The organism is Nonlabens arenilitoris (assembly GCF_002954765.1).
GTDB classification, from domain to species: domain Bacteria; phylum Bacteroidota; class Bacteroidia; order Flavobacteriales; family Flavobacteriaceae; genus Nonlabens; species Nonlabens arenilitoris.
This window is the reverse complement of record NZ_MTPW01000001.1, coordinates 651069-675393: the sequence shown is the minus strand read 5'-3', so window position 1 is coordinate 675393 and position 24325 is coordinate 651069. Positions and strand designations below refer to the sequence as shown.

Sequence of the window (24325 nt, the reverse complement as noted above, 5' to 3'; positions counted from 1 at the left end):
TGTGTAGAAACAAGAGCAGTTTCTATGGTTAAAGATTAGTTAATGAGTAGTTGTTTAATAATCACTACATTAAATTTAAATAAAAATGATTTATGAAAAATAATTTACTCTTAATTGCTGCAATTTTTGCGATGTTTAATTTGGGTTATGCTCAAGAAGAAAAGGAGTTGTCTGACGCGCCTTATGATTTTCTTGACATGTTTGATCAATCTAGAAGAGATAAAGAAATGGTCATGACTAATACAAAACTATATATCGGTTTTGGATTCAATCAGGCCTTAGGTGATGGTAATGGAATAGGAGATGATTATCGTTTTTGGGGATCTGGTATGTTTGATGTAGGACTAGAATTCTCAACGAGACTTAAGAAAGAAGATGATTTTTTGAGGTTCAATTATGGTCTTACTATGCGCATTCAAAGTTTAAGGATTAATGATAATAAGGTTTTTACAACCTTTAATAATGTAACTAGATTAGAGGATGCTGGATTTGATGTCGATAGGTCTAGGTTTACACAAGTTAGTGTACTAGCACCAGTTCACTTAGAATTTGGAAGACGCGATTTAATAGATTATGAAGATGGGCTCAAACGCTATGGAGGACATAAACCATTTGTAGTAGGTATAGGTGGATATATAGGATTGGTTTCAACTTCTTCTCAAGAAATTAAATATGAGCGTGAAGGTCGTGATGTGACTAACACACTAACTAATGACTTTGAAGTGAATAATTTTCAATATGGTCTAAGTGCTTATGCTGGATGGAATGATACGCAATTATTTGCAACTTATGGTTTAAATGAAATCTTTAAAGATTCTCCGGTGCAACAACAATATGTTACATTAGGTGTGCGATTTAGGTAATTAGTTATAAAGTTTATAAAGCTCTTGTAATCGCAAGAGCTTTTTTTATGCGCTTTTGCGAAAGCGTATCTCTTATATAGAATATTGAAATTACTGTCAGGCCGTTTCATCTACTTATGCTGCTTAATCCTTATTTTTACATGCTCATTCATAGGCCAAGTACAGTAAAAAGCAGTAAGCTAATTTTACTATAGAATAAAAGTTACTATAAATTAGAAATTCCATAAATTGATATCACGTACTACTGTAGATAATGTTTTTGAAACCGCTCGAGTAGAAGAGGTAATCGGTGACTTTGTGCAACTCAAAAAATCAGGTTCAAACTTTAAAGGTTTGAGTCCATTCTCTGATGAGCGTTCACCTAGTTTTATGGTGTCACCAGTAAAACAAATATGGAAAGATTTCAGTTCTGGTAAAGGTGGAAATGCGGTTACCTTTTTAATGGAACATGAACATTTTACTTTTCCAGAAGCTATCAAATGGTTAGCTAATAAATATGGAATTGAGATTATAGAAACTCAACAAACAGACGAGGAAAAGCAAACACAGGATCAAAAAGAGTCCATGTTTTTAGTTTCTAAATTTGCCGCAGAGTGGATGCAGTCCCAACTCAAAACTGAAATGGGTAAAGCTATAGGCTATAGTTATTTTAAAGAACGTGGCTTTACTGATGAGACTATTCAATATTTTCAACTAGGTTACTCACCAGACCAGTGGAGTGCTTTTACAGATGCAGCCATAAAAGCTGGTTATCAATTAGAGTTTCTAGAGAAAACAGGTCTTACCATAGTTAAAGAACAGAAACAATTTGACCGATTTAAAGGTCGTGTAATGTTTCCTATACGTAGTTTATCTGGTCGTGTTTTAGGTTTTGGAGGTAGAATACTTACTAATGAAAAGAAGGCGGCAAAGTATCTTAATTCACCGCAAAGTGATATATATGATAAGTCTAAAGTGCTTTATGGTATTTATGAAGCAAAGCAATCAATTGCTAAAGAAGACTTATGCTATCTAGTAGAAGGTTATACAGATGTGATACAGCTTCATCAAGCTGGCGTTAAAAACGTAGTGTCCAGTTCTGGTACCGCTTTAACTAAAGAGCAAATTAGACTTATACAAAGACTTACTAAAAATATTACAGTTCTTTATGATGGTGATGCCGCTGGAATGCGTGCCGCTATACGTGGTATAGATCTCATACTTGAAGCCGGACTTAATGTACGTATCTGCACCTTTCCAGAAGGAGAAGATCCAGACAGTTTTGCAAAAGCACATACACAGACTGAAATTGAGGACTTTTTAAAAGCAAATTCAGTAGATTTTATAAGTTTTAAGTCTAACTTATTAAAACAAGAAGCGGCAGGTGATCCTATAAAAAAGGCAGAGATGATCAGGGATATTGTGCAAAGTATTGCCAAGGTGCCTGATGATATTTCTAGAGAGATTTATGTAAGAGAAAGTGCAGCTATACTGGACATAGGAGAAGATGTATTGTTTTCTTCACTAGCCCAAAATCGTAATGCAGGTATAACAGAGCAACGCAAGAAAGAGAGACGTGATCAACAATCACAACCATTAAAAAAAGTTGAAAGTGCAGAGGCTGCTGTTAAAGTGGATAGGCGATCCGTTTTAGAGCACGCCATTATTAAAATCTTATTATTATACGGTGATAAAGTTGAAGATTTTCAAGAAGAATTTCTACAAGAGTCAGAAGATGGAGAACTAGTCGTTGAGCCTGTTAAGGTAACCATGCCGGTTTATGAAAAAGTTTATCTCGATCTTCAAAATGATGAGATAGAGTTTTCTAATACTATATTTAAAACTCTATACCCCAAAATTGTTGATCTATTATTGATGCAAGGTAAAGTAGATCTTAACCATGTCATGTCTACACTTAATGAGCACGAGGCTAGGTTAGTAGCAGATCTGGTGATGCAAGAAGATAAATATCAACTGCATAAATGGGATGGGAAAATGATTTTTGTAAAGTCTAAAGATGAAACTGTTTCTACCTATACCATGGATGCAATCCTTAATTTCCGTAGATTAATGATAGAAGAGAAGATAAAAGCTCTTTTTGAGAGTATTTCTAAAGATCCCGCAGTAGATAATACTGATGTATTATCTACCGTTAGGGACTATAATAAATTGAGTAGATATCTGGGGAGACGCCTAAATCGTGTTGTCTAGGAGGTGATTTGTAGAAGTCGCGACTGGTGTATCAAGTCTGCAATATTATCTACATTAAGCTTTTTAAGTAAACGGGTTTTATAAGTACTAACCGTTTTCTCATTGATACTCAAGATTTGTGAAATTTCCTTATTTCTCTTTCCTCTTGAAAGCAAATTAAGAACTTCAATCTCTCTGGCAGATAGTTTTTTGTAACGCAAGGTTACAGATTTACCAGATTTACTTTTTGAGTTCATTACTTCTTTAATAGAGTCAGATAAGAAGGTCTCTCCACTGATCACAGTTTCAATCGCTTTTTTAATCTCTTTAGAAGATTTTGTTTTTGAGATATAGCCGTTTGCGCCAGCTTTAATGGCACTAATGGCATATATCTCTTCTGGGTGACAGCTTACGATAAGTACTTTAAGGTCTGGAAAGTGAGATCTTATCTCTCTTATTGCACCAGCACCGTTAGAATTAGGTAAGTCAATTTCTAGGATAAGTAATTCGGGTTTATGCTCCTTGATGCCTGATAAGAGCATCTCTCCATCTTCAACCTTTCCTGTGAAGCGTAAACGCTTACTGTCCTTCATCAAACTTTTTATTCCTCTACGGAACACAGGATGATGGTCTGCTAATAAAACGTTCATTTATAGGGGTATTTGTAAGTACAAATATACAACGTTTAATTATGCTTTACAATCTATTTGTATGTAAGTATTTCCTTGCTTATTAGACTGTTAAGTCTGATTACTTAAGTTTTTCTGGTATGGTACAAACTGGTATCGGGTTCATTTTGTGCTGATTTTTTTTGTTCAATTGTGAATATAGATTGAATACTTCTAGTTTTCTGCCAGAGAAATCAGCTGCTGTTTTACCATTATCAATCTCATTCATTATCATTTCAAGCTCGTCATAACTCGCGCCTATTTGATCCTCATCAGTGCGCTCGGCTCCATATAAGCCATCACTAGGAGCAGCATTCATAATGCTGTCTGGTACTAATACATGTTGACCTATTTTATAAACCTCGCTCTTCATTAAGTCTGCAATAGGGCTTACATCTACACCACCATCACCGTATTTTGTGTAAAATCCAACGCCAAAATCTTCAACCTTATTACCGGTCCCAGCTACTAGCAAACCGTTTACACCACCATGATAGTATAAGGTGGTCATTCTTAAACGGGCACGTGTATTTCCACGAGTTAAATCTACTAATGCGCTATCATCTATAGCTGGCATGTTATCTATAAATGTGTCAAAAACAGGAGTTAAATCACTACGCACATCACCTACATTATTGAACCTCGACTTTAATTGTTTAATATGCTCTTGAGCACGAGTAACATGATCTTGATGCTGGTGTATAGGCATTTCAACACATAATACTTCTAGGTCAGTCATAGCACATAGGGTTGAGGTAACCGCACTATCGATTCCACCACTTACTCCTACGACATATCCTTTAACTCTAGCTTTAGTAGCGTAGTCTTTAAGCCATGTTACAATGTGATCTGTTACTTTATCTACTTTCATAGTCTTTAATTGATATAGATTAGCTGTATTTTTGCAGCCTTAAAATTAATTAAAAAAAGCGTCGTTATAGGACTATGAAGTATAAGATTTATAGAGGTTTTAAATATCTCGCTTTCGCGAAAGCGTTATTCATACTATCATCGTGCAACGATTCATCAAGGTTAGAGCAAGAAATAGCGGCTATACCTGTAAAGTCTGAACTCAAATTGTTTCATGAAGAATTTGCTGAATCGACTATCGATGATTTAAATGATCTAAAACAAACCTATCCCATGTTGTTCCCGCAACAATATGCAGATAGTGTGTGGATTGCAAAGTTGACAGGTGTAGACACTATACAAACTGTGCTTGAAAATGCTGTTAACGATCGCAAATTTGACTATCAAAAATTACATGATGAGGTTGATAATGTTTTTAGACATGTAGAGTATTATTTTCCAGAATTTGCAACTCCAGATATTGTAACGGTGCTTTCTGAAGTGGATTATAGGCGTAAAATAACACCTACTCAATCGCAATTACTAATTGCAATTGATACGTATTTAGGGGAAGATCATGATCTTTATGCAGGTATCAATAAGTATCAAAAGGTAGGTTTAGAAATTGATCATTTACCGGCAGACATAGGTCTAGCATATGCTTATCTTTTTGTCCCACCATCTATGGATAGAACATTACTAGGGTCTATGGTGTATTATGGTAAGTTGCACTACTTACAACAATTGTTTGCACCTCAGTCTACGGGAGACCAGATTTTTAAATATGCGCCAGAGAAATATGAATTTACAGTTAATAATGAATCTCAAATGTGGAGTTTTTTTGTTGACGAGAACCTGTTGTATAGTACTGATCCTAAGCTGCAATCCCGTTTTATATTACCAGCTCCATTCTCAAAATTTTACTTAGAAGTCGATCAAAACACTCCAGGTGGAGTAGGACAGTACATAGGTTATCGCATTGTTAAAGCTTATATGGAGAATAATGATACTCCACTAGACGCGATGCTTACTTTACCAGCAGATGTTATTTTTAATAAATCAGGATATAAACCAAAACAATAATGGCTCAAAATCATAGATCAGAGATAAAAATAGGGATAGAATTAGATGAGAATCGTGTCCCAGAACAAATTAGATGGAGTGCGCCAGATGGTGGCGTTACTGGTGCAGAGGCTAAAGCAATGATGGTTTCTATGTGGGATTCTATAGAGAAAGAAAGTTTCCGTATTGATTTATGGACTAAAGATATGCCAGTTGATGAAATGAGAGTATTCTTTCATCAAACACTAGTTTCTATGGCAGACTCTTATCACCGTGCTACTAATGATGATAAGATGAGAGATACGATGATTGATTTTTGTGATTATTTTGCAGAGAAGCTAGAATTGAAGAAGAAGTAGTGTGCTTTTAGAGGTTTTATTACCAAACCTAGAAGTTTTTATCTTTAATAATATCATTTAGTTCATGGGTTTTACATATCTATGTTCCCTAGGATACTATATATTTTAAATTGGAACCATTCTTTGATCATAAACAATTGATAGAACTGGCCTGGTATAAAATGCCATTCGGTCAGCATAAAGGTAGATACTTAAGTGAATTGCCAGAGCCGTATTATGTATGGTTCAATAGAAAAGGCTTTCCAGCTGGTAAGTTGGGACGTTATATGACAACCGTATATGACATGAAAGTCAATGGTATTGAAGATATTTTAAGAGAAATACGTCGCAAAACGGTTAATGATCGACCCGTGTTCTAATTAATTTAAGCTGTTGTTAATTTCACCTATGTAGTTAAGTAGTTCCTCTTGACCAGTACCGTTGCTGGAGCTAGTCACAAAGTAAGGAGGTACTTCTTCCCACACACCATCTAGTAATTGCTTCTTATAAGCTTCAACATTACGTTCTAGGGCGTTGGGTTTGAGCTTGTCAGCTTTAGTGAATACAATCCCAAAGGGAATGCCATTCTCACCTAACCACTCCATAAATTCTGTGTCTATAGGTTGCGGCTCGTGGCGCACGTCAACTAGTACAAAAGCGCAAACTAATTGACGTCTTTGTTGAAAATAATTAGTAATAAATTTTTGAAATTTTGCCTTACTAGTTTTAGATACTCTAGCATATCCATAACCTGGTAAATCTACAAGGTGCCAGGTTTTATTAATTAAAAAATGATTAATCAGCTGTGTTTTTCCTGGACGGCCAGATGTTTTGGCTAGGCTTTTTTTGTTAGTCAACATATTGATTAAAGAAGACTTGCCCACATTAGAGCGTCCTATAAAAGCATATTCCGGTAACTTGCTATCAGGACATCTTTTAACGTCTTGGTTAGAAATTACAAATTCTGAACTAGTTATTTTCATGTGTCAAAGATAAGTTAGTCCTCAGTTTTTTAGACTAATAGAATAGGTAAATGAAGTAAGTGTAAAGAGTAGAGGTTATAAATTCTCTATAATTCTCTTTTTTGCAGCCAGCCAGCAAGTATTTTATTAAATTCGTCTGGGTGCTCCATCATCGCAGCGTGTCCACATTTATCAATCCAGAAAAGGTCACTATTAGGTAGCTTTTCATGAAATTCAGTAGCCACCTCTGGTGGTGTTACGCTGTCTTGTTTTCCCCATATAATACAAGTAGGAGTAGGCATTTTAGGAAGGTCTTTGGCCATGTTGTGACGTATGGCACTTTTTGCGATTGCAAGTGTTTTGATTAACTTATTGCGATCATTTACAACACCAAAAACCTCATCGACGATTTCTTTAGTAGCAACCGCTGGGTCATAAAAAACGCCTTCAGCCTTTTTCTTAATGTATTCATAGTTACCGCGTTTAGGATAACTTTCACCCATAGCACTCTCATAAAGTCCAGAGCTACCTGTTATCACTAGAGCTTTTATCTTTTCTGGAAACAACTTTGTAGTCACTAAGCCTATGTGGCCACCCAAAGAATTTCCTAAGAGAATAACTTCATTCCAGCCCATATGGTCAATGAATTCATTGATGTATTTTGCAAATGTGCCTACACTGGTTTTTAATAATGGCATGCTGTATAATGGCAGTGACGGTACTACAACTTGATATCCACTAGATGGGAAATAGTCGATCACGCCTTGAAAATTACTTAATCCTCCCATTAAACCATGTAAAATGATTATAGGTGTTCCTTCGCCAGTGGCAAAGTATTCAAATTTTCCTTCGGTAATCAGCTCTTGCGTCATATACTGTATTTAGTACAGTAAGCAAATATAGCTTATTTGCATTATATAATGCATGCATTGTAAATGTGGATAGCGGTATTTTTTTAGAATCCCACTTTGTGACACATTTTGTGATTTTTAAGACGTGTTTCTATAAAATCGAAATTAAAAAACCGTGAATTATTAGTTACGCGTATTCATGTAAATTGTTCATAAGTCCCGTAGTTATTCAGAAAAAGGTCGTTTTATTAACAATGTGGTAAAAAGTGGTAAATTGTGGAGTATTAATTTTATATTTGAATTAATAACTCATTAGGTTTGATCAATTTCTTAGGAACATACGAGTGTAAAATCGATGCTAAAGGGCGTTTTATGATGCCAGTTTCATTGAAAAAGCAGCTAGCACCAGTCTTGCAAGAGGGCTTTGTGCTCAAGCGTTCTGTGTTCCAGCCTTGCCTAGAGTTGTATCCCATGAAAGAGTGGAATGAAATGATGGTGCGTATGAATAAGCTCAATCGATTTAAGAAAAAGAATAACGACTTCATACGTCGTTTTACTGCTGGTGTAAAAACCGTAGAAATAGATGCAAATGGAAGATTATTAATCCCTAAGGATTTAATACAAATCGCTAGTATCACTAAAAATCTCACCGTATCGAGTGCGATTAATATTATAGAAATATGGGATAAGGAGAGCTATGAGCAGGCTATTGATGAGGCTGCAGTAGATTTTGCTGATCTCGCAGAAGAAGTAATGGGAGATGACACAACAGAGTTCTTATCATAGTCCGGTATTGTTAGAGGAGTCCATTGACGGGCTTGCGATTAATCCATCAGGTGTATATGTTGATGTAACATATGGTGGTGGTGGTCACTCACGTGAGATACTCTCTAGATTGGGTGAGCACGGTAGATTGTTTGCTTTTGATCAAGATCTGGATGCTTTAGAGAATGTGATTGATGATCCTCGATTTACATTGATTAATCAAAACTTTAGATTCATGAAACGTTTCTTACGCATGTATGGTGTGAAAGAGGTGGATGGTATTCTTGCTGATCTAGGTGTTAGTTCTCATCAATTTGATGAGGCAGATCGCGGTTTTTCTACTCGATTTGATGCTAGGTTAGATATGCGTATGAATCAAGAAAATGAATTAGACGCGGTAAGAGTTGTTAATGATTATGACGAGGACGACCTCAACCGTATTTTTAAAGAATATGGGGAATTGCGTATCGCTCCAAAGTTAACACGAGCGATAATGGCAAAGCGCAATGAAGGGCTTATTGAAACAGTGGCTCAATTAAAAGAAATATGTGCGCCTTTTGTGCCTGAACGTGTACAACATAAAATGTTAGCTCAGGTATTTCAAGCAATACGCATTGAAGTGAATCAAGAGATGGACGTGTTAGAAGAGTTTTTAACACAGTCCAAAGAAATATTAAAAGTAGGTGGTAGGCTTAGTGTTATATCCTATCATTCTTTAGAAGATCGACCGGTAAAGCGTTTTATACGTAATGGTCTTTTTCAAGGTGAGCCAGAAAAAGATGTTTTCGGTAGAGTGAGTGTGCCCTTTAAAAAAGTGGGTAAACTTATAGTTCCTACAGCAGCTCAGATTAAAGAAAATAATCGTGCGCGTAGTGCAAAATTGCGTATCGCGCAGCGTATTGAAGAGTAGTTATGGCGTTTAAAGTTTATGACATATTAAAGGGTAGTTTCCTGACTAATGATGATGCGTTTAAAAACTGGCGCTTCATCATTTTTGCAGTATTTCTGTCTATTGTCATGATCTACACTGGACATAGTTTTGAGAAAAAAGTGCATTACATAGGACAGCTTGCAGAGCAAGAAAATGAATTGCGTAGTCAGTATGTAGATGGTCAGCGTGAGTTGATGTTTCTGCAAATGGAGTCCACTATTGCTACTAAATTAAAAAACCGCGGTATTGCACCAGCAAAAAACCCACCGCAAAAAATAATCGTTAAATCAACAACAGATGGCAACAACTGAAAAAAGCATACTGAATAGAATCTACATGGTAGGTGCAGTGCTTTTAATCATTGCCCTAGGAATTGTTGTTAAGATTATAAATATCCAATTCATTGATGGTGATAAGTATCGCGCCAATGCAGAGCAGCGTATTTTTAAGAATGACACCATTCCTGCGAATCGTGGGAATTTATATGATGCAAATGGGCAATTATTAGCGACATCTATCTCAAAGTATGATATCAGATTTGATGCAGTCGCGCCTAGCGAGGCAGATTTTAATGAATACATAGGAGCATTGAGTGATTCGCTTTCGCGAAAGCTAAACCGCCCAAAATCTTATTTCTCTAAAAAGTTGCGTACTGCACGCAATAATCGTAATCGATATTTAATGATTACTAAGAATTTAAATTATAGTGATTACATTCAAATAAAGTCTTTTCCTCTATTTAGAAAAGGACCTTTTCGTGGTGGTATTATTGTAGAACAACGTGTTGTAAGAGAGCATCCTTTAGGTAAAATGGCAGAGCGTATTGTGGGTTATGATCGACCTGGTAGTGCGCCCGTAGGACTGGAAGGAGCATTTTCTCAATATCTGAGAGGTAGTAACGGCGTCCGTCAAAAACAAAAGATTTCTCAAAATCAATGGAAGCCTATCAGCGGTGCTAATGAGATTGAACCACAGGATGGGTTTGATGTTTACACAACTATAGATGTTAACATGCAGGATGTAGCTCACCATGCTTTATTGGAACAGCTAGAATATTTTCAAGCAGAGCATGGGACGGCGGTGGTTATGGAAGTAGCAACAGGTGAGATAAAAGCACTCTCTAATCTAGGTCGTGGAGAAAGTGGTAAATACTTTGAAAAACGCAATTATGCGGTATGGGAATCCCACGAGCCTGGATCAACTTTTAAGTTAATGAGTGTAGTTGCAGCGCTTGAAGATAAAGTTGTTGATACTAGTACTGTTTTTGATACTAAAGGAGGAAAAATATCTTATTATGGTCGTAACGTGACAGATTCTAAATATGGCGGTTATGGTAAAATAAGTGTCGCTAGAGCATTTGAAGTTTCTTCAAATACAGCATTGGTCCAAATGGTGACTGATAATTATAAAGGAAAAGATGCAAGTGCTAGGTATGTGGATCGTCTTTATAGTATGGGGTTAAATAAACGACTCGATTTATCAATTACTGGAGAAGGAGTTCCTAGAATCCCACATCCCGAAGATGAAAATTGGAATGGTATATCGTTGCCGTGGATGGCTTTTGGTTATGGTGTCCATATAACGCCTCTACAAACGTTGACATTTTATAACGCAATTGCTAACAATGGTGTGATGGTTAAGCCGCGTTTGATAAGAGAAGTTCGTTCTAAAGATCAGTTAATTGAAAAGTACGATCGCAGCATTTTAAATCCGTCTATCTGTTCTCAAGAGACTGTAAGCAAGGTTAAGGTGATGATGGAAAATGTTGTAAAACGTGGTACAGCCGATAATCTTTACTCTGAAAGTTTTTCTATGGCAGGTAAAACTGGGACCTGTCAGACTGGTTATGGTGATAAGACTAAAAAATTAGAATATATAGCTTCTTTTGCAGGTTACTTTCCTGCAGATGAGCCCAAATATAGCTGCATAGTTGTTATACATAAACCCAATACAACCAAAGGCTACTATGGTAATATAGTCGCTGGTCCAGTATTTAAAAAAATTGCTCAAAAGATTTATGCAAATAACCCTATGCTTGATGAAGTGCCTATGCCAGAAATTGCTCCAGATGATATTATAAAGTCTCAAGAAGCATTTTACACACAAGCTCAATCAACGTCAAATAAGATACCTAATTTAAAAGGTATGGATGCTATGGACGCACTTACCTTACTTGAGAATCTAGGAGCTAAAGTAGTGCTTAAAGGTAAAGGCAAGGTAAAAGAACAAAGTGCTGCACCAGGCACTCGAGTAAAGACTAATGATCAAATAATATTAACTCTGTCATGAGAAATTTAAAAGACTTATTGTATAAAGTGAGCTTGGAGTTGGTCATTGGTCCTACAGATATTGCTGTGTCCCAAGTGCACTTTGACTCTAGAGCGATAAATTCGGGAGATGTTTTTATAGCGCTCAAAGGTACAGCAGTAGATGGTCATCAATTTATTGAAAAAGCAGTAGCTCATGGTGCAAAGGCTGTTATACTAGAAGACTTGCCAGATTACCGGTCAGAAAATGTGACTTATGTACAAGTAAATAGCGCTCATGAAGCTTTGGCACTTATAGGCGCAAATTATTATGACAATCCTTCTAAAGATTTAAAATTAATTGGTGTTACAGGTACAAATGGTAAAACAACTACAACTAGTTTATTATACCAGTTATTTAAAAAACTAGGCTTTAAAACAGGATTAATTTCAACTGTAGAGATATTAATTGACGGTAAAGTTGTTCCTACTAAACACACAACTCCAGACCCGTTAACTATCAATAGTCATCTTGCGAGCATGCGAGATGCTGGTGTTGATTATTGTTTTATGGAAGTGAGTAGTCACGGTATCGATCAAGAACGAGTTACCGGTCTGCATTTTGTAGGTGGTATGTTTACTAATTTAACACATGATCACCTAGATTATCATAACAGCTTTGCAGAGTATAGAGATGTAAAAAAACGTTTCTTTGATATGCTGCCTTCTCAGGCATTTGCAATTACTAATCGAGACGATAAAAATGGTGAGTTCATGTTGCAAAATACAAAGGCACGTAAGCTGGGCTATGCTCTTAAAACTTATACAGATTATCGTGCTCAGATTATTGAAAATCAATTCGGTGGTTTACAATTAAAAGTCAACAATCAGGAACTATGGACTAAGATGATTGGTGAGTTTAATGCATATAATGTATTGGCGATTTATGGATGTGCAATTGAACTAGGTCTTGATTCAACAGAGGTGTTAGAGGCGATTTCTCAACTCGATGGAGTTTCTGGAAGGTTTCAATACTTCACTACTGCCGCACAACGCATAACTGCGATTGTAGATTATGCTCACACACCAGATGCGTTAAAAAATGTGCTGGAGACGATCAACGCCATCCGTACTCGCAATGAGAAATTAATCACCGTTGTGGGCTGTGGAGGTGATAGAGATAAGTCTAAAAGACCAATAATGGCAAATATTGCTGCATCACTTAGTGATCAGGTAATTTTTACAAGCGATAATCCTCGTACTGAAAATCCAGATGTCATTCTTGCAGATATGGAGGCTGGAGTGGAACCTATAGATTTTAAAAAAACACTAACCGTTACTGATCGTAAAAACGCCATAAAAACAGCAGTACAAATGGCACAAGAAAATGATATAATTCTTATCGCTGGAAAGGGTCATGAGACTTATCAAGAGATTAACGGTGTGCGATTAGATTTTAATGACCGCCTGATTGTAGCAGACTTACTAAAACAACTTAATAAATAACCATTCATAAATGTTATACTACTTATTTAAATATCTAGAAGAGCAGTTCCAGTTTCCTGGAGCATCCTTGTTTGGTTTCATTACGTTTAGAGCAGCTATAGCCTTTTTACTATCCTTAGGGATATCTACAGTTTATGGAAAGCGCATTATTAAGTTTTTACAACGACAACAAGTTGGGGAAACGGTTAGAGATTTGGGTCTTGAAGGGCAATCAGAAAAAGCCGGAACACCTACTATGGGTGGAGTGATTATTATACTGGCGACATTAATACCAGTATTTTTATTATCACAACTGGATAATATCTATGTAGTCTTATTAATCATTACCACCATATGGATGGGATTAATTGGGTTTACAGATGATTATATAAAAGTATTTAAAAAAGATAAAGACGGTTTAAAGGGTAAATTTAAAGTATTAGGTCAGGTAGGTTTAGGTGCTATCGTGGGAGCAACTATGTTTTTTCATCCAGGTATAACTATCAAAGAAGAAATTACTGACCCTATTGCCGCTCAAGAAATTATGGAACGTACAGATTTGCCAGTAGCTTTTGGTGAAGCTATTCAATCTACTAAAACAACAATTCCTTTTCTTAAAAATAATGAATTTGAATACAGTTCTTTAATAGATTGGATCGATCCTAGTCTTGCGGCATGGGCATGGTTAATATTTATTCCTATTGTCATAATTATTGTTACAGCGGTTTCAAATGGTGCAAATCTGACAGATGGTATCGACGGTCTTGCAGCAGGAACTAGTGCTATTGCGGTTATTACTTTAGCTCTTTTTGCATGGATATCGGGTAATATTATATTCTCTGATTACTTAAACGTCATGTATATTCCTAATTCTGGTGAGATGGTAGTGTTTATTACTTCTTTTACCGGTGCGCTAGTCGGTTTCTTATGGTATAATACCTATCCAGCACAAGTATTTATGGGAGATACGGGTAGTTTAACTATTGGTGGTATTATCGCGGTGCTAGCCATCGCTACACGTAAAGAACTATTAATCCCTATACTTTGTGGGGTGTTTCTAATGGAAAATTTATCTGTAATGATGCAGGTGAGTTGGTTCAAATACACAAAGAAAAAATATGGTGAAGGAAGACGTATTTTCTTAATGTCACCGCTACATCATCACTATCAGAAGAAAGGAATTCATGAGAGTAAAATCGTTGTAAGATTCTGGATTGTTGGGATTTTGCTAGCTATTATCAGTATTGTAACACTTAAAGTAAGGTAATGAGCTGGCTTCAAACAAATAACAAAAAACGCATTGTCATATTAGGTGGCGGCATGAGTGGTGTAGGAGCCGCTATGCTAGCAACTCAACGTGGTCATGATGTCTTTTTAAGCGATGGTGGTGTTTTGAAAGACGCTTTCGCGAAAGCGTTACTAGATCAACATATCCCGCATGAAACCTGTGGACACGATATGGAGCAGATTCTAAATGCAGATGTTGTAGTAAAAAGTCCTGGTATACCTGATACAGCAACTATTGTTCAAAAAATCCTAGAAGCTGATATACCTGTTATTTCTGAAATTGAATTTGCATCAAGATTTACAGATGAGGTAGAAATTGCCATAACTGGTAGTAATGGTAAGACTACGGTGACTAGTTTAATAGGTCACATACTACAAATAGCAGATTTTAATGTTTCTGTAGGTGGTAACATAGGGCAAAGTTATGCCGCGCAAGTTGCAGAAGCGCCTGCAGAATATAGAGTCCTAGAGGTAAGTAGTTTTCAATTAGATGGTATAAAAACCTTTAAGCCTAAAATCGCTGTCTTACTAAATATTACACCAGATCATCTTGATAGATATGATTACAAATTTGAAAACTATGTAGCAAGTAAAATGCGCATTGCTATGAATCAAGATGAGCAAGACTATTTGATATACAACGCAGATGATCCTGCTATAATTGAAGCTCTTAAAATTTATCAACCCAAATCAAAATTAGTTCCGTTTAGCATGCAAAGACAGCTGGAATATGGAGCTTATATAAAAGATCAAAACATCAACATTAACCTAGATACAAACTCATTTACTATGCCTATTCAAAATTTATCAATTAAAGGACAGCACAATACTGCAAATGCAATGGCAGCGGCTACCACTGCAAAATTGCTTCAAATACGTAAAGAAACTATAAGACAAAGTCTTGCTTCTTTTCAAGGAGTAGAACATCGTCTAGAACAAGTGCTTAAAATCAATAAGGTGCAGTATATCAATGATTCTAAAGCTACAAATGTTAACGCTACATATTATGCGTTAGATAGTATGGAAAAACCTACTGTATGGATTGTAGGTGGTGTTGATAAAGGTAACGATTACAGCGAGTTGTATGCATTAGTAAATAAAAATGTGAAAGCTATAGTTTGTCTAGGAACTGATAATTCAAAAATTGTTGAGGCATTTGGTAGTTGTGTCGATAACATGGTGGAAACATCATCAATGGAAGATGCTGTGCGTGTGGCTTATAAACTCGCTGGTCCAGGTGATAATGTGTTGCTTTCTCCTGCATGTGCAAGTTTTGATCTTTTTGAAAATTATGAAGATCGTGGTAGACAATTTAAAAATGCGGTGAGAGCATTGTAAATGAAAATCAAAGAATACATATCAGGTGATTTATTTTTGTGGGCACTAGTCCTGGCGCTTGCTATATTTTCTTTTTTACCAGTGTATAGTGCTAGTAGTAACCTTGCCTATCTTAATGGTGGAGAAGGTGATACGGCAAAGTATATCATAAAACATTTTGTGCATCTAGTCTTAGGATTAAGCATTGCTTATGCGGTTCATAAAATACCATACAATTGGTTTAAAGGTTTAAGTGTTATGTTGCTACCGTTTGTAATTTTAATGCTTATTTATACAGCATTACAAGGGACAACAATGGATGGAGCAAATGCTAGTCGATGGATACGCATACCGGTTATAGGTGTAGGTTTTCAAACTAGTACACTTGCCTCTGTTGTCTTAATGACATACGTTGCTAAATATTTAAGTGGTATTAAAGATAAAGTGGTCACATTTAAGCAGTCGCTTTGGCCGTTATGGTTTCCTGTTGGTTTCACCTTGATATGGATTCTACCATCTAACTTTTCTACAACAGCATTGATCTTTTTAATGGTGTTGATTTTATGTTTTATAGGTGGTTATCCATGGAAATACTTGCTAGCCATTATAGGAGCCGGAATTATAGGACTAGGATTGTTTGTATTAACAGCAAAGGCTTTTCCAGGCTTACTGCCTAATCGTGTAGATACTTGGGCTTCTCGTATTGCCAGTTTTGCTGGTGATGGAGATAGTGATTCTATCTATCAGGTCGAGAAAGCAAAAACGGCTATTGCAAATGGATATCCCTTTGGTGTAGGCCCAGGGAAAAGTTCTACTAAACATTTTTTACCGCAATCCTCAAGTGATTTTATATATGCGATTATAATAGAAGAGTTTGGCTTAATGGGTGGTTTAGTAGTTCTTGCTGTCTATTTATTTTTTCTTTTTAGAGTAGTCGTCATCGCAAATAAAGCCGAAACCATTTTCGGTAGTCTACTCGTCATTGGAGTAGGGTTGCCTATAGTCATCCAAGCATTGATGAATATGGGTGTTGCGGTTAATTTATTTCCTGTAACAGGACAGACATTACCACTCATCAGTAGTGGTGGTACTTCCATATGGATGACCTGTATGGCCGTAGGTATTGTTTTAAGTGTGAGTTCAAAAAGACAAACACTGCGCAAACAGGAAGCAGAATTAAATGAAGAAGAGTTGAACCCTTTAGATGTATTAAGTGAAGCCTTATAAATTTATCATATCAGGTGGCGGCACAGGCGGTCATATATATCCAGCGATTGCTATTGCAAATGAATGCAAGCGTCGCTGGCCAGATTGCGAGATACTTTTTGTAGGAGCCAGTAATCGTATGGAAATGGAAAAAGTTCCAGCGGCTGGTTATGATATAAAAGGTCTATGGATTAGTGGTTTGCAACGCAAATTTACCCTAGATAATTTTGCATTTCCATTAAAGGTCACAAAAAGTTTATGGGACGCTAGACGCATTATCAATAAGTTTAAACCTACTGCAGCCATAGGAACTGGTGGATACGCTAGTGGACCATTATTACAAATGGCTAGTATGAAAGGTGTTCCATGTTTAATTCAAGAACAAAACTCTTATCCAGGAATTACTAATAAACTGCTATCTAAAAAAGTACAGAAGATTTGTGTTGCCAGTACAGGGCTGGATCGATTCTTCCCTAAAGAAAAGATTGTTCTTACTGGTAATCCTGTTCGTCAAGATTTATTAGATATAGATTCAAAAAGAGAACAGGCGCTTCAACACTTTAACCTTGATGCTTCAAAGAAAACGTTATTGGTTTTAGGAGGTAGTTTAGGAGCTCGTCGGATCAATCAACTTATAGACAATCAATTAGGAAGTATCTCAAGCGATGTACAAATCATATGGCAATGCGGTAAATTTTATTATGATCAGTATAAGAATAGAGCTATTGCAACCGTACAGATCCATGCCTTTATAAGCAGGATGGATCTCGCATACAGTGCCGCAGATTTTATAATCTCTAGAGCTGGTGCAGGAACGATTTCAGAACTGTGCATTGTCGGGAAACCAGTGATTTTTATTCCGTCACCTAACGTTGCAGAAGATCACCAGACAAAAAACGCACTTGCCGTAGTAGAAAAAGGTGCTGGTTTGCTAGTTAAAGAAACAGATATAGATCAAAATTTCAATACCATATGGAAAGGTTTGATTACAGATTCTGGTTTGCAAAGCAATCTGTCGTCACAGATTAAACAACTGGCATTACCACATGCTACTATAGGTATTGTTAACCAGTTAGAATCTATCATTAATGACTAGTTTACAACATATCACACATTTTTATTTCATCGGTATTGGTGGTATCGGGATGAGTGCTCTCGCGCGTTATTTAAATGAACAAGGTAAAACAGTGGCAGGTTACGATAAGGTCATCACTTCGCTCACAAAACAATTAGAGGAAGAAGGAATTGATATCCATTACAATGATGACTTCAATAGTATCCCAGCTGAATTTAAAAATCCTGAAACGGCTCAAGTAATCTTTACACCTGCTATTCCAGCCACGATGGATGAATTATTACGCTTTCGCGAAAGCGGAGTACCTATCCTCAAACGTGCTCAATTATTGGGACAGATTTCACAAACGATGACCTGTCTAGCGGTTGCTGGAACACACGGGAAAACTACAACTAGTGCGATTCTTGCGCATTTGCTTTATAAAAGTGATGTTAAGGTAACCGCATTCTGTGGTGGTATTCTAGAAGAATATAATACTAACTATTTATGTTCTGGTACAGATGTTATGGTTGTTGAGGCAGATGAGTTCGATAGGTCATTCATGCAATTATCCCCAGATATTGCTGGTATAACCGCTATAGATGCAGATCATTTAGATATCTATGGCGACGTGGCGACTTTTGAAAAAACGTTCCATGACTTTGCCGCATTATTAAAAGATAAGAAGCTTTTAGTAAATGAACAGGTTGCTATAGATGGTATAAAAGTAGGGTTAATACATGGCAACTATCAAGCGATTAACATAGTAATTGCAGGTGGAGCTTATCATTTTGATTTACAAATTGAAGGAGATGTTTACAAAGGATTTTGCTTACAATTGCCAGGCAAGCATAATTTATCAAATGCGCTTCTAGCCCTTGCAATGGCTATCGAGTATGGCGTCTCTATCGATAAATTAAAACTAGTACTAGGAACTTTTAAAGGAGTGGAGCGCAGGTTTACATATAGAATAAACACAGATGATAGAGTTCTTATTGATGATTATGCCCACCACCCTACAGAGATAAATGCCGTTCATCAAGCCGTTAGAGAGATGTATCCAGAAGAAGAGGTACTAGCTATTTTTCAGCCTCATTTATTTTCTCGAACTAATGATTTTATGGATGACTTTGTGCTTAGTCTAGCTCAATTTGATAAAGTAGCATTACTAGATATTTATCCGGCTAGAGAGTTACCTATGGAAGGTGTTACTTCTCAAGTACTGTGTAGTAAAATTCAAAAATTAGATGAAAAGCCTACGGTCATCACTGTTCTAGAAAAAGATGATATAGCAGAGTTTATTGAAGAAATGAATACTCGAGTAGTGGTTATGATAGGTGCAGGAGATATAGGTGTAGAGATAAAAAAGTTGATAATTAAACCGGTGAATAATGAGCATTAAAAGCGTAATCAAATATGGTTTGTGTATGGTGTTGATATTCAGCGCATATGCTTTTGCGGGTCATCGATTTGAGAAAAGAACGGTTAAAGATGTAACTATTTCTTTTACAGATAGTAAGGCGTTATTCATCTCTGAAAAAAACGTTAATAAATTGTTGATACAAAATATTGACAGTGTGGAATCTATAGCGTTAGAAAATTTAGATTTGAATGAAGGTGAATTGCGTTTGATTGATAACGCAATGATCAGAGGTGCAGAGGTTTCCGTTTCTTTAGAAGGTGAAGTAAATGTGCTAGTAGAGCAGCGCATGCCTATCGCAAGGTTAATGTTATCTTCTCAAGTATATCTAGATGCAGATAATAAAATTATGCCTTTATCGCCAGAGCATACAGCTTTTGTTCCGCTGGTATATGGTTATAAAGAAATATTTAATGAAAAACTTTTTAAACTGATCAATTTTATAAATGAAGATCCGTTTTTAAAGCCTGCCATAACACAAATTTCTTTTGATAAAAAAGGAGAAGTTACTATGCAAATAAGAGCTCATGATCATGACATCTTATTAGGTAAAATAGAAGATTTACAACACAAGGCGATGAACTATAAAGCGTTTATTGCAAAAATGGAAAAAGATAATCGCTTAAATCAAGTTAAAACGATCGACTTGAGGTATAAAAATCAGGTCGTTAGTATTAAAAAGTAAGGAAATGGATTTACAAGAATATGCAGTAGGACTGGACATTGGGACCACAAAGATTGTGGCCATGATAGGTCGTAAGAATGAGTACGGCAAACTTGAAATTCTAGGTGTAGGAAGATCAAAAAGCCTTGGAGTACATAGAGGTGTTGTCAATAACATTACACAGACTATTCAGTCTATTCAGCAAGCTGTTGATCAGGCAGAGGCTGTAAGTGGTATCAAGATAAAGGAAGTAACGGTAGGTATTGCAGGTCAACACATACGCAGTTTACAGCACAGTGATTATATCACTAGAGGTAATTCTGAAGAGGTTATTGACCAATCAGATATAGATACCTTATGTGGTCAGGTTCATAAGTTAGTCATGTTGCCTGGTGAAGAAATTATTCACGTACTGCCACAGGAATATAAAATCGATGGTCAGTCAGAGATTAAAGAGCCTATAGGTATGTATGGTGGTCGATTAGAAGCAAATTTTCACGTCGTTGTTGGTCAGGTAGCGTCTATCAAAAATATCTATCGCTGTGTAAAGAGTGCAGATTTAGATCTTAAGAAAATTACACTTGAACCACTAGCTAGTGCAGATGCTGTATTGAGTCAAGAAGAGAAGGAAGCTGGAGTGGCACTTATCGACATAGGTGGTGGGACAACAGATCTAGCTATATTTAAGGATGGCATCATACGTCATACAGCGGTCATTCCTCAAGGAGGAAATATTATTACTGAAGACATTAAAGCAGGTTGTTCTATTATAGAAAAGCAGGCAGAATTGTTGAAGACAAAATTTGGTAGTGCATGGCCTGGTGAGAATAAAGAAAATGAAATTGTTTCTATTCCAGGATTACGTGGTCGCGAGCCTAAAGAAATCACACTTAAGAATTTGAGTAAAATTATTCATGCTCGAGTGATTGAGATCTTAGAAAACGTGTTTGTAGAAATTAAAAATTACGGTCACGATGATCCTAAAAAGCAACTTATTGCAGGTGTTGTGCTTACCGGTGGTGGTAGCCAGTTAAAGCATATCAAGCAACTAGCAGAGTATGTTACAGGAATGCCTAGCCGTATAGGATATCCTAATGAACATCTAGCTGGTGATAGCGATGCAGAAAGTACAAGTCCAGTTTTTGCAACTGCAGTAGGATTAGTAATGAAAGGATTAGAAGACGGCTACCTCAATGCTAAATTAGAAGAGCAACCGGTAGAAGAAGTAATAGAAGAACCCATTGTAGAAGTTGAAGAAATTGATCAACCAGAACCTGAAGTTCAAGAAAGTAAAAAACGTGGATTCTTTGAAAATTGGACCACAAAATTGAAGGATTTTTTAGATAATGCAGAGTAATTGTAGACTAGAAAATAGAATTAAAGAAATAGAATTAAGAGAGCTTAAACCATAAAGTAGCAGCGATATGAGTAATGAAGATTTTAACAGTATAGCGTTTGACTTGCCTTTAAATAAGTCTAACGTGATTAAAGTAATAGGTGTCGGTGGTGGCGGTAGTAATGCCATCAAGCACATGTTCCAGCAAGGAATAAAAGGAGTAGATTTTGTAATCTGTAATACAGATTCACAAGCGCTAGATAATAGTCCAGTGCCTAATAAAATACAGCTAGGTGTGACCTTAACTGAAGGACTAGGAGCTGGAGCAAATCCCGAGGTAGGTGAGCGTGCTGCGCAAGAAAGTATTGAAGAATTGCGAGGTATGTTAGATACTAATACTAAAATGGTATTTATCACCGCCGGTATGGGTGGTGGAACAGGAACTGGTGCTGCGCCAGTGATTGCTCAAGTATCACGCGAGATGGGGATTCTTACAGTAGGAATCGTTACCACACCTTTTAATTTTGAAGGTAAAGTACGTAACGAGCAAGCACAACTGGGAATAGAAAAATTCCGTTCACAGGTAGATTCTTTAATAATAATTAATAATAATAAGCTTAGAGAAGTTTATGGAAACTTAGGTTTTAAAGCAGGTTTCTCAAAAGCAGATGAGGTACTTGCTACTGCCTCGCGTGGTATTGCTGAGGTTATAACGCATCACTACACGCAAAACATTGACTTGCGTGATGCAAAGACCGTTCTTTCTAATTCTGGAACAGCCATAATGGGAAGTGCCCAGTCCACTGGTGCAAACCGTGCCCAAGAAGGAATTATTAAAGCACTAGACTCACCACTTTTAAATGATAATAAAATTACGGGAGCAAAAAATGTATTGCTGCTAATCGTTTCTGGGTCAGAAGAAATTACCATAGATGAAATAGGTGAAATCAACGATTTAATCCAGACAGAAGCTGGTGGTGGTGCAAATATTATCATGGGTGTAGGTGAAGATGAGTCATTAGGTGATGCTATTTCGGTTACTGTAATCGCTACGGGATTTAATAAAGAACAGCAAAACGATATCTCAAATACTGAGGCAAAACGTATCATCCATACTTTAGAAGATGAGCAGCGCGCTAGTGCTGTTTTGCAAGAGAAAACGACTGATGCCGCTTCAGGAAAAGTAATCATGGATATAGATGACAGTGTTGAGACTGCAGGAGATATGGATAACGCTTTCGCGAAAGCGGATACATCATCACCTGTTGTAGCACCACAACCAGTTGAGCCTGTTAAAATCATACACACTTTAGGAGAGGAAGAGCCTGAACCGGAAATGCCTGCCATTAAAGAAGAGAATACTTTAATCCCTACGACAGAATTTATTTCTAATTTAAATGTAGTTTATGAAGAAGTGCTGGATAAGGTAAAACCTGAAGATTTTGTTATAAGAGAAGCGCAACCTGAGGTTTCAATTATAAAAGAAGAGGTTGAAGAAGAGAAAGATCAATTTTTCCTAGACTTTGATATGCCAGTTTCTAATAAGGAAACGATAGAACCAGAAAAGCCGATTGTACATAATCTAGAAGATATAGAAGTTATTGATCCTATAAATGTAATACCAGTAACAGAAGTTTCTTCAAACGGTGTCACAAAGTATTCACTAGATGATTATATGGAGGTGGAAGAAACCATGAACCAGGCAAAACCTGTAAGCAAGCAACCAACGCAAGTTGCAGAAGAAAAAATACAGATAGTAACTAAAACTGAGCCTACTGAGCCTTTAAATAGTAATGTAGTTAAAGAAAACCTTACTGAAGATGTTGATCTTACAGATCTGCCTATCAATGAGATGTTAGTGCTTAGGGCCGAGGAACGTAAGCGTAAAATGCATGCTTATAACTTCAAATTTAAAAATTCACATAGACTAGAAGAAATAGAAAAAAAGCCCGCTTTTGAGAGACATGGAGTACAGCTAGATGAATTGCCTAGTGAGTCTGATCGTTCTAGAACAACACTTTCTACTGATGAAAATGATGATATACAATTGAGAACAAACAATAACTCATTTTTACATGATAATGTAGATTAATAATTGCTTTCCCTAAAAGCGATAGGCTCGAATTCTTTAAATAGAATTCGAGCTTTTTTATGATTTGTTTTGAAATCCAGTTTGTTGTGTAAGGTCATTATATGCCTTATTTTTATAATCTTAAAGAATACATATTATGAGTTTAGAAAAAGATATCATGACCGCTATGAAAGAGGCCATGAAGGCAAAAGATCAAACGGCTCTTGCAGCATTGCGTGCGGTAAAAAGTGAAATATTGCTTGCAAAAACATCTGGTGATAATGGTGATTTATCTGAAGAAGATGAGATTAAACTAGTTCAAAAGCTAGTTAAGCAACGTAAGGATAGTGCACGTATTTTTTCTGAACAAGATAGAGAAGATCTTTCACAACCAGAACTAGCACAGGCTGCGGTGTTAGAACAGTTTTTGCCAGAGCAATTAAGTGAGGAAGAGATTGCAAAAGTAGTAGCAGATATTATATCTCAAACCGGTGCAGCTGGAATGAAAGATATGGGAAAAGTTATGGGAATGGCAAATCAACAGCTAGCCGGTAAGGCAGATGGTAGAACTATAAGCACTATAGTAAAGGATCAATTAACATAGACTTTAAACGGCCACGTAGCTCAGCTGAATAGAGCACTGGATTTCGGCTCCAGCGGTCACAGGTTTGAATCCTGTCGTGGTCACAATTTCATCTAAAGCTCTTTAAACGAACTGTTTAAAGAGCTTTTTTATTTTACCTGAAGATCTTTGATTCCTATTAATATATTGATGTTTAAA

Annotated in this window: 23 protein-coding genes and 1 tRNA gene; 20 read left to right on the top strand and 4 right to left on the bottom strand. The window is 36.5% G+C overall.

The features are described 5' to 3' along the window. Positions 1 to 92 precede the first annotated feature (92 nt). Both BST92_RS02945 and dnaG read left to right on the top strand, forming a co-directional pair. Complete coding sequence (locus BST92_RS02945; protein ID WP_105070111.1) at positions 93 to 863, top strand: hypothetical protein; 771 nt, start codon at positions 93 to 95, stop codon at positions 861 to 863. A 228-nt stretch (positions 864 to 1091) separates the two neighbouring features. Continuing rightward, positions 1092 to 3053, top strand: coding sequence for a DNA primase (dnaG, locus tag BST92_RS02940; protein WP_105070110.1), 1962 nt, complete (start codon positions 1092 to 1094; stop codon positions 3051 to 3053). Here the strand turns inward: dnaG and BST92_RS02935 are convergent. After that, positions 3050 to 3682: a response regulator gene (locus BST92_RS02935; RefSeq protein ID WP_105070109.1), complete on the bottom strand. Its 633-nt coding sequence runs from the start codon at positions 3680 to 3682 to the stop codon at positions 3050 to 3052. The genes dnaG and BST92_RS02935 overlap by 4 nt on opposite strands. 100 nt (positions 3683 to 3782) lie before the next feature. Further along, a complete protein-coding gene (gene nadE / locus BST92_RS02930) occupies positions 3783 to 4571 on the bottom strand; it encodes an NAD(+) synthase (RefSeq protein ID WP_105070108.1) in 789 nt (262 codons plus the stop codon). A gap of 74 nt (positions 4572 to 4645) precedes the next feature. Here nadE and gldB point away from each other — a divergent pair, with 74 nt between their 5' ends. The 3 genes from gldB (at position 4646) to BST92_RS02915 (ending at position 6329) form a co-directional block, all read left to right on the top strand. Further along, positions 4646 to 5632, top strand: a complete 987-nt coding sequence (gene gldB / locus BST92_RS02925) for a gliding motility lipoprotein GldB (protein WP_105070107.1) — start codon at positions 4646 to 4648, stop codon at positions 5630 to 5632. Then, on the top strand, positions 5632 to 5970 hold the full coding sequence (gldC, locus tag BST92_RS02920) for a gliding motility protein GldC (protein ID WP_105070106.1): 339 nt from the start codon (positions 5632 to 5634) through the stop codon (positions 5968 to 5970). Before gldB ends, gldC begins: the two co-directional genes overlap by 1 nt. A 110-nt stretch (positions 5971 to 6080) precedes the next feature. Then, positions 6081 to 6329 carry a DUF3820 family protein gene (locus BST92_RS02915; protein ID WP_105070105.1) on the top strand — a complete coding sequence of 83 codons (249 nt, stop codon included), beginning with the start codon at positions 6081 to 6083 and terminating at the stop codon, positions 6327 to 6329. Here BST92_RS02915 and yihA read toward each other — a convergent pair whose 3' ends face one another. Both yihA and BST92_RS02905 read right to left on the bottom strand, forming a co-directional pair. Further along, positions 6330 to 6932, bottom strand: coding sequence for a ribosome biogenesis GTP-binding protein YihA/YsxC (gene yihA, locus BST92_RS02910; protein ID WP_105070104.1), 603 nt, complete (start codon positions 6930 to 6932; stop codon positions 6330 to 6332). A gap of 86 nt (positions 6933 to 7018) precedes the next feature. Beyond that, positions 7019 to 7783, bottom strand: coding sequence for an alpha/beta fold hydrolase (locus BST92_RS02905; protein WP_105070103.1), 765 nt, complete (start codon positions 7781 to 7783; stop codon positions 7019 to 7021). Positions 7784 to 8080: 297 nt separating this feature from the next. Between BST92_RS02905 and mraZ the strand changes: the two genes are divergently transcribed. From mraZ to BST92_RS02830, 15 genes are all read left to right on the top strand, one after another. Next, positions 8081 to 8548, top strand: a complete 468-nt coding sequence (gene mraZ, locus BST92_RS02900) for a division/cell wall cluster transcriptional repressor MraZ (RefSeq protein WP_105070102.1) — start codon at positions 8081 to 8083, stop codon at positions 8546 to 8548. Then, complete coding sequence (gene rsmH / locus BST92_RS02895) at positions 8523 to 9437, top strand: 16S rRNA (cytosine(1402)-N(4))-methyltransferase RsmH (protein WP_105070101.1); 915 nt, start codon at positions 8523 to 8525, stop codon at positions 9435 to 9437. Before mraZ ends, rsmH begins: the two co-directional genes overlap by 26 nt. 2 nt (positions 9438 to 9439) lie before the next feature. Continuing rightward, the gene (locus BST92_RS02890; protein ID WP_105070100.1) at positions 9440 to 9769 is read left to right on the top strand and encodes an FtsL-like putative cell division protein; all 330 of its coding nucleotides are present in this window, start codon (positions 9440 to 9442) and stop codon (positions 9767 to 9769) included. Next, positions 9756 to 11747 carry a penicillin-binding protein gene (locus BST92_RS02885; protein WP_105070099.1) on the top strand — a complete coding sequence of 664 codons (1992 nt, stop codon included), beginning with the start codon at positions 9756 to 9758 and terminating at the stop codon, positions 11745 to 11747. Before BST92_RS02890 ends, BST92_RS02885 begins: the two co-directional genes overlap by 14 nt. After that, entirely contained in the window at positions 11744 to 13210 is a 1467-nt protein-coding gene (locus tag BST92_RS02880; RefSeq protein WP_105070098.1) for a UDP-N-acetylmuramoyl-L-alanyl-D-glutamate--2,6-diaminopimelate ligase, read from the top strand. Before BST92_RS02885 ends, BST92_RS02880 begins: the two co-directional genes overlap by 4 nt. A gap of 10 nt (positions 13211 to 13220) precedes the next feature. Next, a complete protein-coding gene (mraY, locus tag BST92_RS02875) occupies positions 13221 to 14456 on the top strand; it encodes a phospho-N-acetylmuramoyl-pentapeptide-transferase (protein ID WP_105070097.1) in 1236 nt (411 codons plus the stop codon). Continuing rightward, positions 14456 to 15814 (top strand): UDP-N-acetylmuramoyl-L-alanine--D-glutamate ligase, encoded by a 1359-nt coding sequence (gene murD / locus BST92_RS02870; RefSeq protein ID WP_105070096.1) that lies wholly within the window; start codon positions 14456 to 14458, stop codon positions 15812 to 15814. The genes mraY and murD overlap by 1 nt, the downstream gene beginning before the upstream one ends. Beyond that, positions 15815 to 17020, top strand: coding sequence for an FtsW/RodA/SpoVE family cell cycle protein (locus tag BST92_RS02865; protein WP_105070095.1), 1206 nt, complete (start codon positions 15815 to 15817; stop codon positions 17018 to 17020). It abuts the gene before it with no gap. Further along, complete coding sequence (gene murG, locus BST92_RS02860) at positions 17007 to 18095, top strand: undecaprenyldiphospho-muramoylpentapeptide beta-N-acetylglucosaminyltransferase (RefSeq protein WP_105070094.1); 1089 nt, start codon at positions 17007 to 17009, stop codon at positions 18093 to 18095. The genes BST92_RS02865 and murG overlap by 14 nt, the downstream gene beginning before the upstream one ends. Continuing rightward, positions 18088 to 19455: a UDP-N-acetylmuramate--L-alanine ligase gene (murC, locus tag BST92_RS02855; protein WP_105070093.1), complete on the top strand. Its 1368-nt coding sequence runs from the start codon at positions 18088 to 18090 to the stop codon at positions 19453 to 19455. Before murG ends, murC begins: the two co-directional genes overlap by 8 nt. Next, complete coding sequence (locus BST92_RS02850) at positions 19445 to 20158, top strand: cell division protein FtsQ/DivIB (protein WP_105070092.1); 714 nt, start codon at positions 19445 to 19447, stop codon at positions 20156 to 20158. The genes murC and BST92_RS02850 overlap by 11 nt, the downstream gene beginning before the upstream one ends. 4 nt (positions 20159 to 20162) lie before the next feature. After that, positions 20163 to 21494, top strand: coding sequence for a cell division protein FtsA (gene ftsA, locus BST92_RS02845; RefSeq protein WP_105070091.1), 1332 nt, complete (start codon positions 20163 to 20165; stop codon positions 21492 to 21494). 67 nt (positions 21495 to 21561) lie between these two features. Continuing rightward, entirely contained in the window at positions 21562 to 23565 is a 2004-nt protein-coding gene (gene ftsZ / locus BST92_RS02840) for a cell division protein FtsZ (RefSeq protein ID WP_105070090.1), read from the top strand. 136 nt (positions 23566 to 23701) lie between these two features. Beyond that, positions 23702 to 24148 carry a GatB/YqeY domain-containing protein gene (locus tag BST92_RS02835; RefSeq protein WP_105070089.1) on the top strand — a complete coding sequence of 149 codons (447 nt, stop codon included), beginning with the start codon at positions 23702 to 23704 and terminating at the stop codon, positions 24146 to 24148. Positions 24149 to 24157: 9 nt separating this feature from the next. Further along, a tRNA-Arg gene (locus BST92_RS02830) sits at positions 24158 to 24231 on the top strand. Positions 24232 to 24325 lie beyond the last annotated feature (94 nt).

Bases quoted from the DNA above. Each gene is read 5' to 3' on its own strand.
- BST92_RS02865 (WP_105070095.1), top strand. From the start codon at position 15,815: ATGAAAATCAAAGAATACATATCAGGTGATTTATTTTTGTGGGCACTA.
- mraY (WP_105070097.1), top strand. From the start codon at position 13,221: ATGTTATACTACTTATTTAAATATCTAGAAGAGCAGTTCCAGTTTCCT.
- nadE (WP_105070108.1), bottom strand. From the start codon at position 4,571: ATGAAAGTAGATAAAGTAACAGATCACATTGTAACATGGCTTAAAGAC.
- BST92_RS02880 (WP_105070098.1), top strand. From the start codon at position 11,744: ATGAGAAATTTAAAAGACTTATTGTATAAAGTGAGCTTGGAGTTGGTC.
- rsmH (WP_105070101.1), top strand. From the start codon at position 8,523: ATGACACAACAGAGTTCTTATCATAGTCCGGTATTGTTAGAGGAGTCC.
- BST92_RS02885 (WP_105070099.1), top strand. From the start codon at position 9,756: ATGGCAACAACTGAAAAAAGCATACTGAATAGAATCTACATGGTAGGT.
- BST92_RS02945 (WP_105070111.1), top strand. From the start codon at position 93: ATGAAAAATAATTTACTCTTAATTGCTGCAATTTTTGCGATGTTTAAT.
- murC (WP_105070093.1), top strand. From the start codon at position 18,088: ATGACTAGTTTACAACATATCACACATTTTTATTTCATCGGTATTGGT.
- BST92_RS02905 (WP_105070103.1), bottom strand. From the start codon at position 7,783: ATGACGCAAGAGCTGATTACCGAAGGAAAATTTGAATACTTTGCCACT.
- BST92_RS02850 (WP_105070092.1), top strand. From the start codon at position 19,445: ATGAGCATTAAAAGCGTAATCAAATATGGTTTGTGTATGGTGTTGATA.
- BST92_RS02890 (WP_105070100.1), top strand. From the start codon at position 9,440: ATGGCGTTTAAAGTTTATGACATATTAAAGGGTAGTTTCCTGACTAAT.
- BST92_RS02835 (WP_105070089.1), top strand. From the start codon at position 23,702: ATGAGTTTAGAAAAAGATATCATGACCGCTATGAAAGAGGCCATGAAG.
- gldC (WP_105070106.1), top strand. From the start codon at position 5,632: ATGGCTCAAAATCATAGATCAGAGATAAAAATAGGGATAGAATTAGAT.
- yihA (WP_105070104.1), bottom strand. From the start codon at position 6,932: ATGAAAATAACTAGTTCAGAATTTGTAATTTCTAACCAAGACGTTAAA.
- BST92_RS02935 (WP_105070109.1), bottom strand. From the start codon at position 3,682: ATGAACGTTTTATTAGCAGACCATCATCCTGTGTTCCGTAGAGGAATA.
- gldB (WP_105070107.1), top strand. From the start codon at position 4,646: ATGAAGTATAAGATTTATAGAGGTTTTAAATATCTCGCTTTCGCGAAA.
- ftsZ (WP_105070090.1), top strand. From the start codon at position 21,562: ATGAGTAATGAAGATTTTAACAGTATAGCGTTTGACTTGCCTTTAAAT.
- murD (WP_105070096.1), top strand. From the start codon at position 14,456: ATGAGCTGGCTTCAAACAAATAACAAAAAACGCATTGTCATATTAGGT.
- ftsA (WP_105070091.1), top strand. From the start codon at position 20,163: ATGGATTTACAAGAATATGCAGTAGGACTGGACATTGGGACCACAAAG.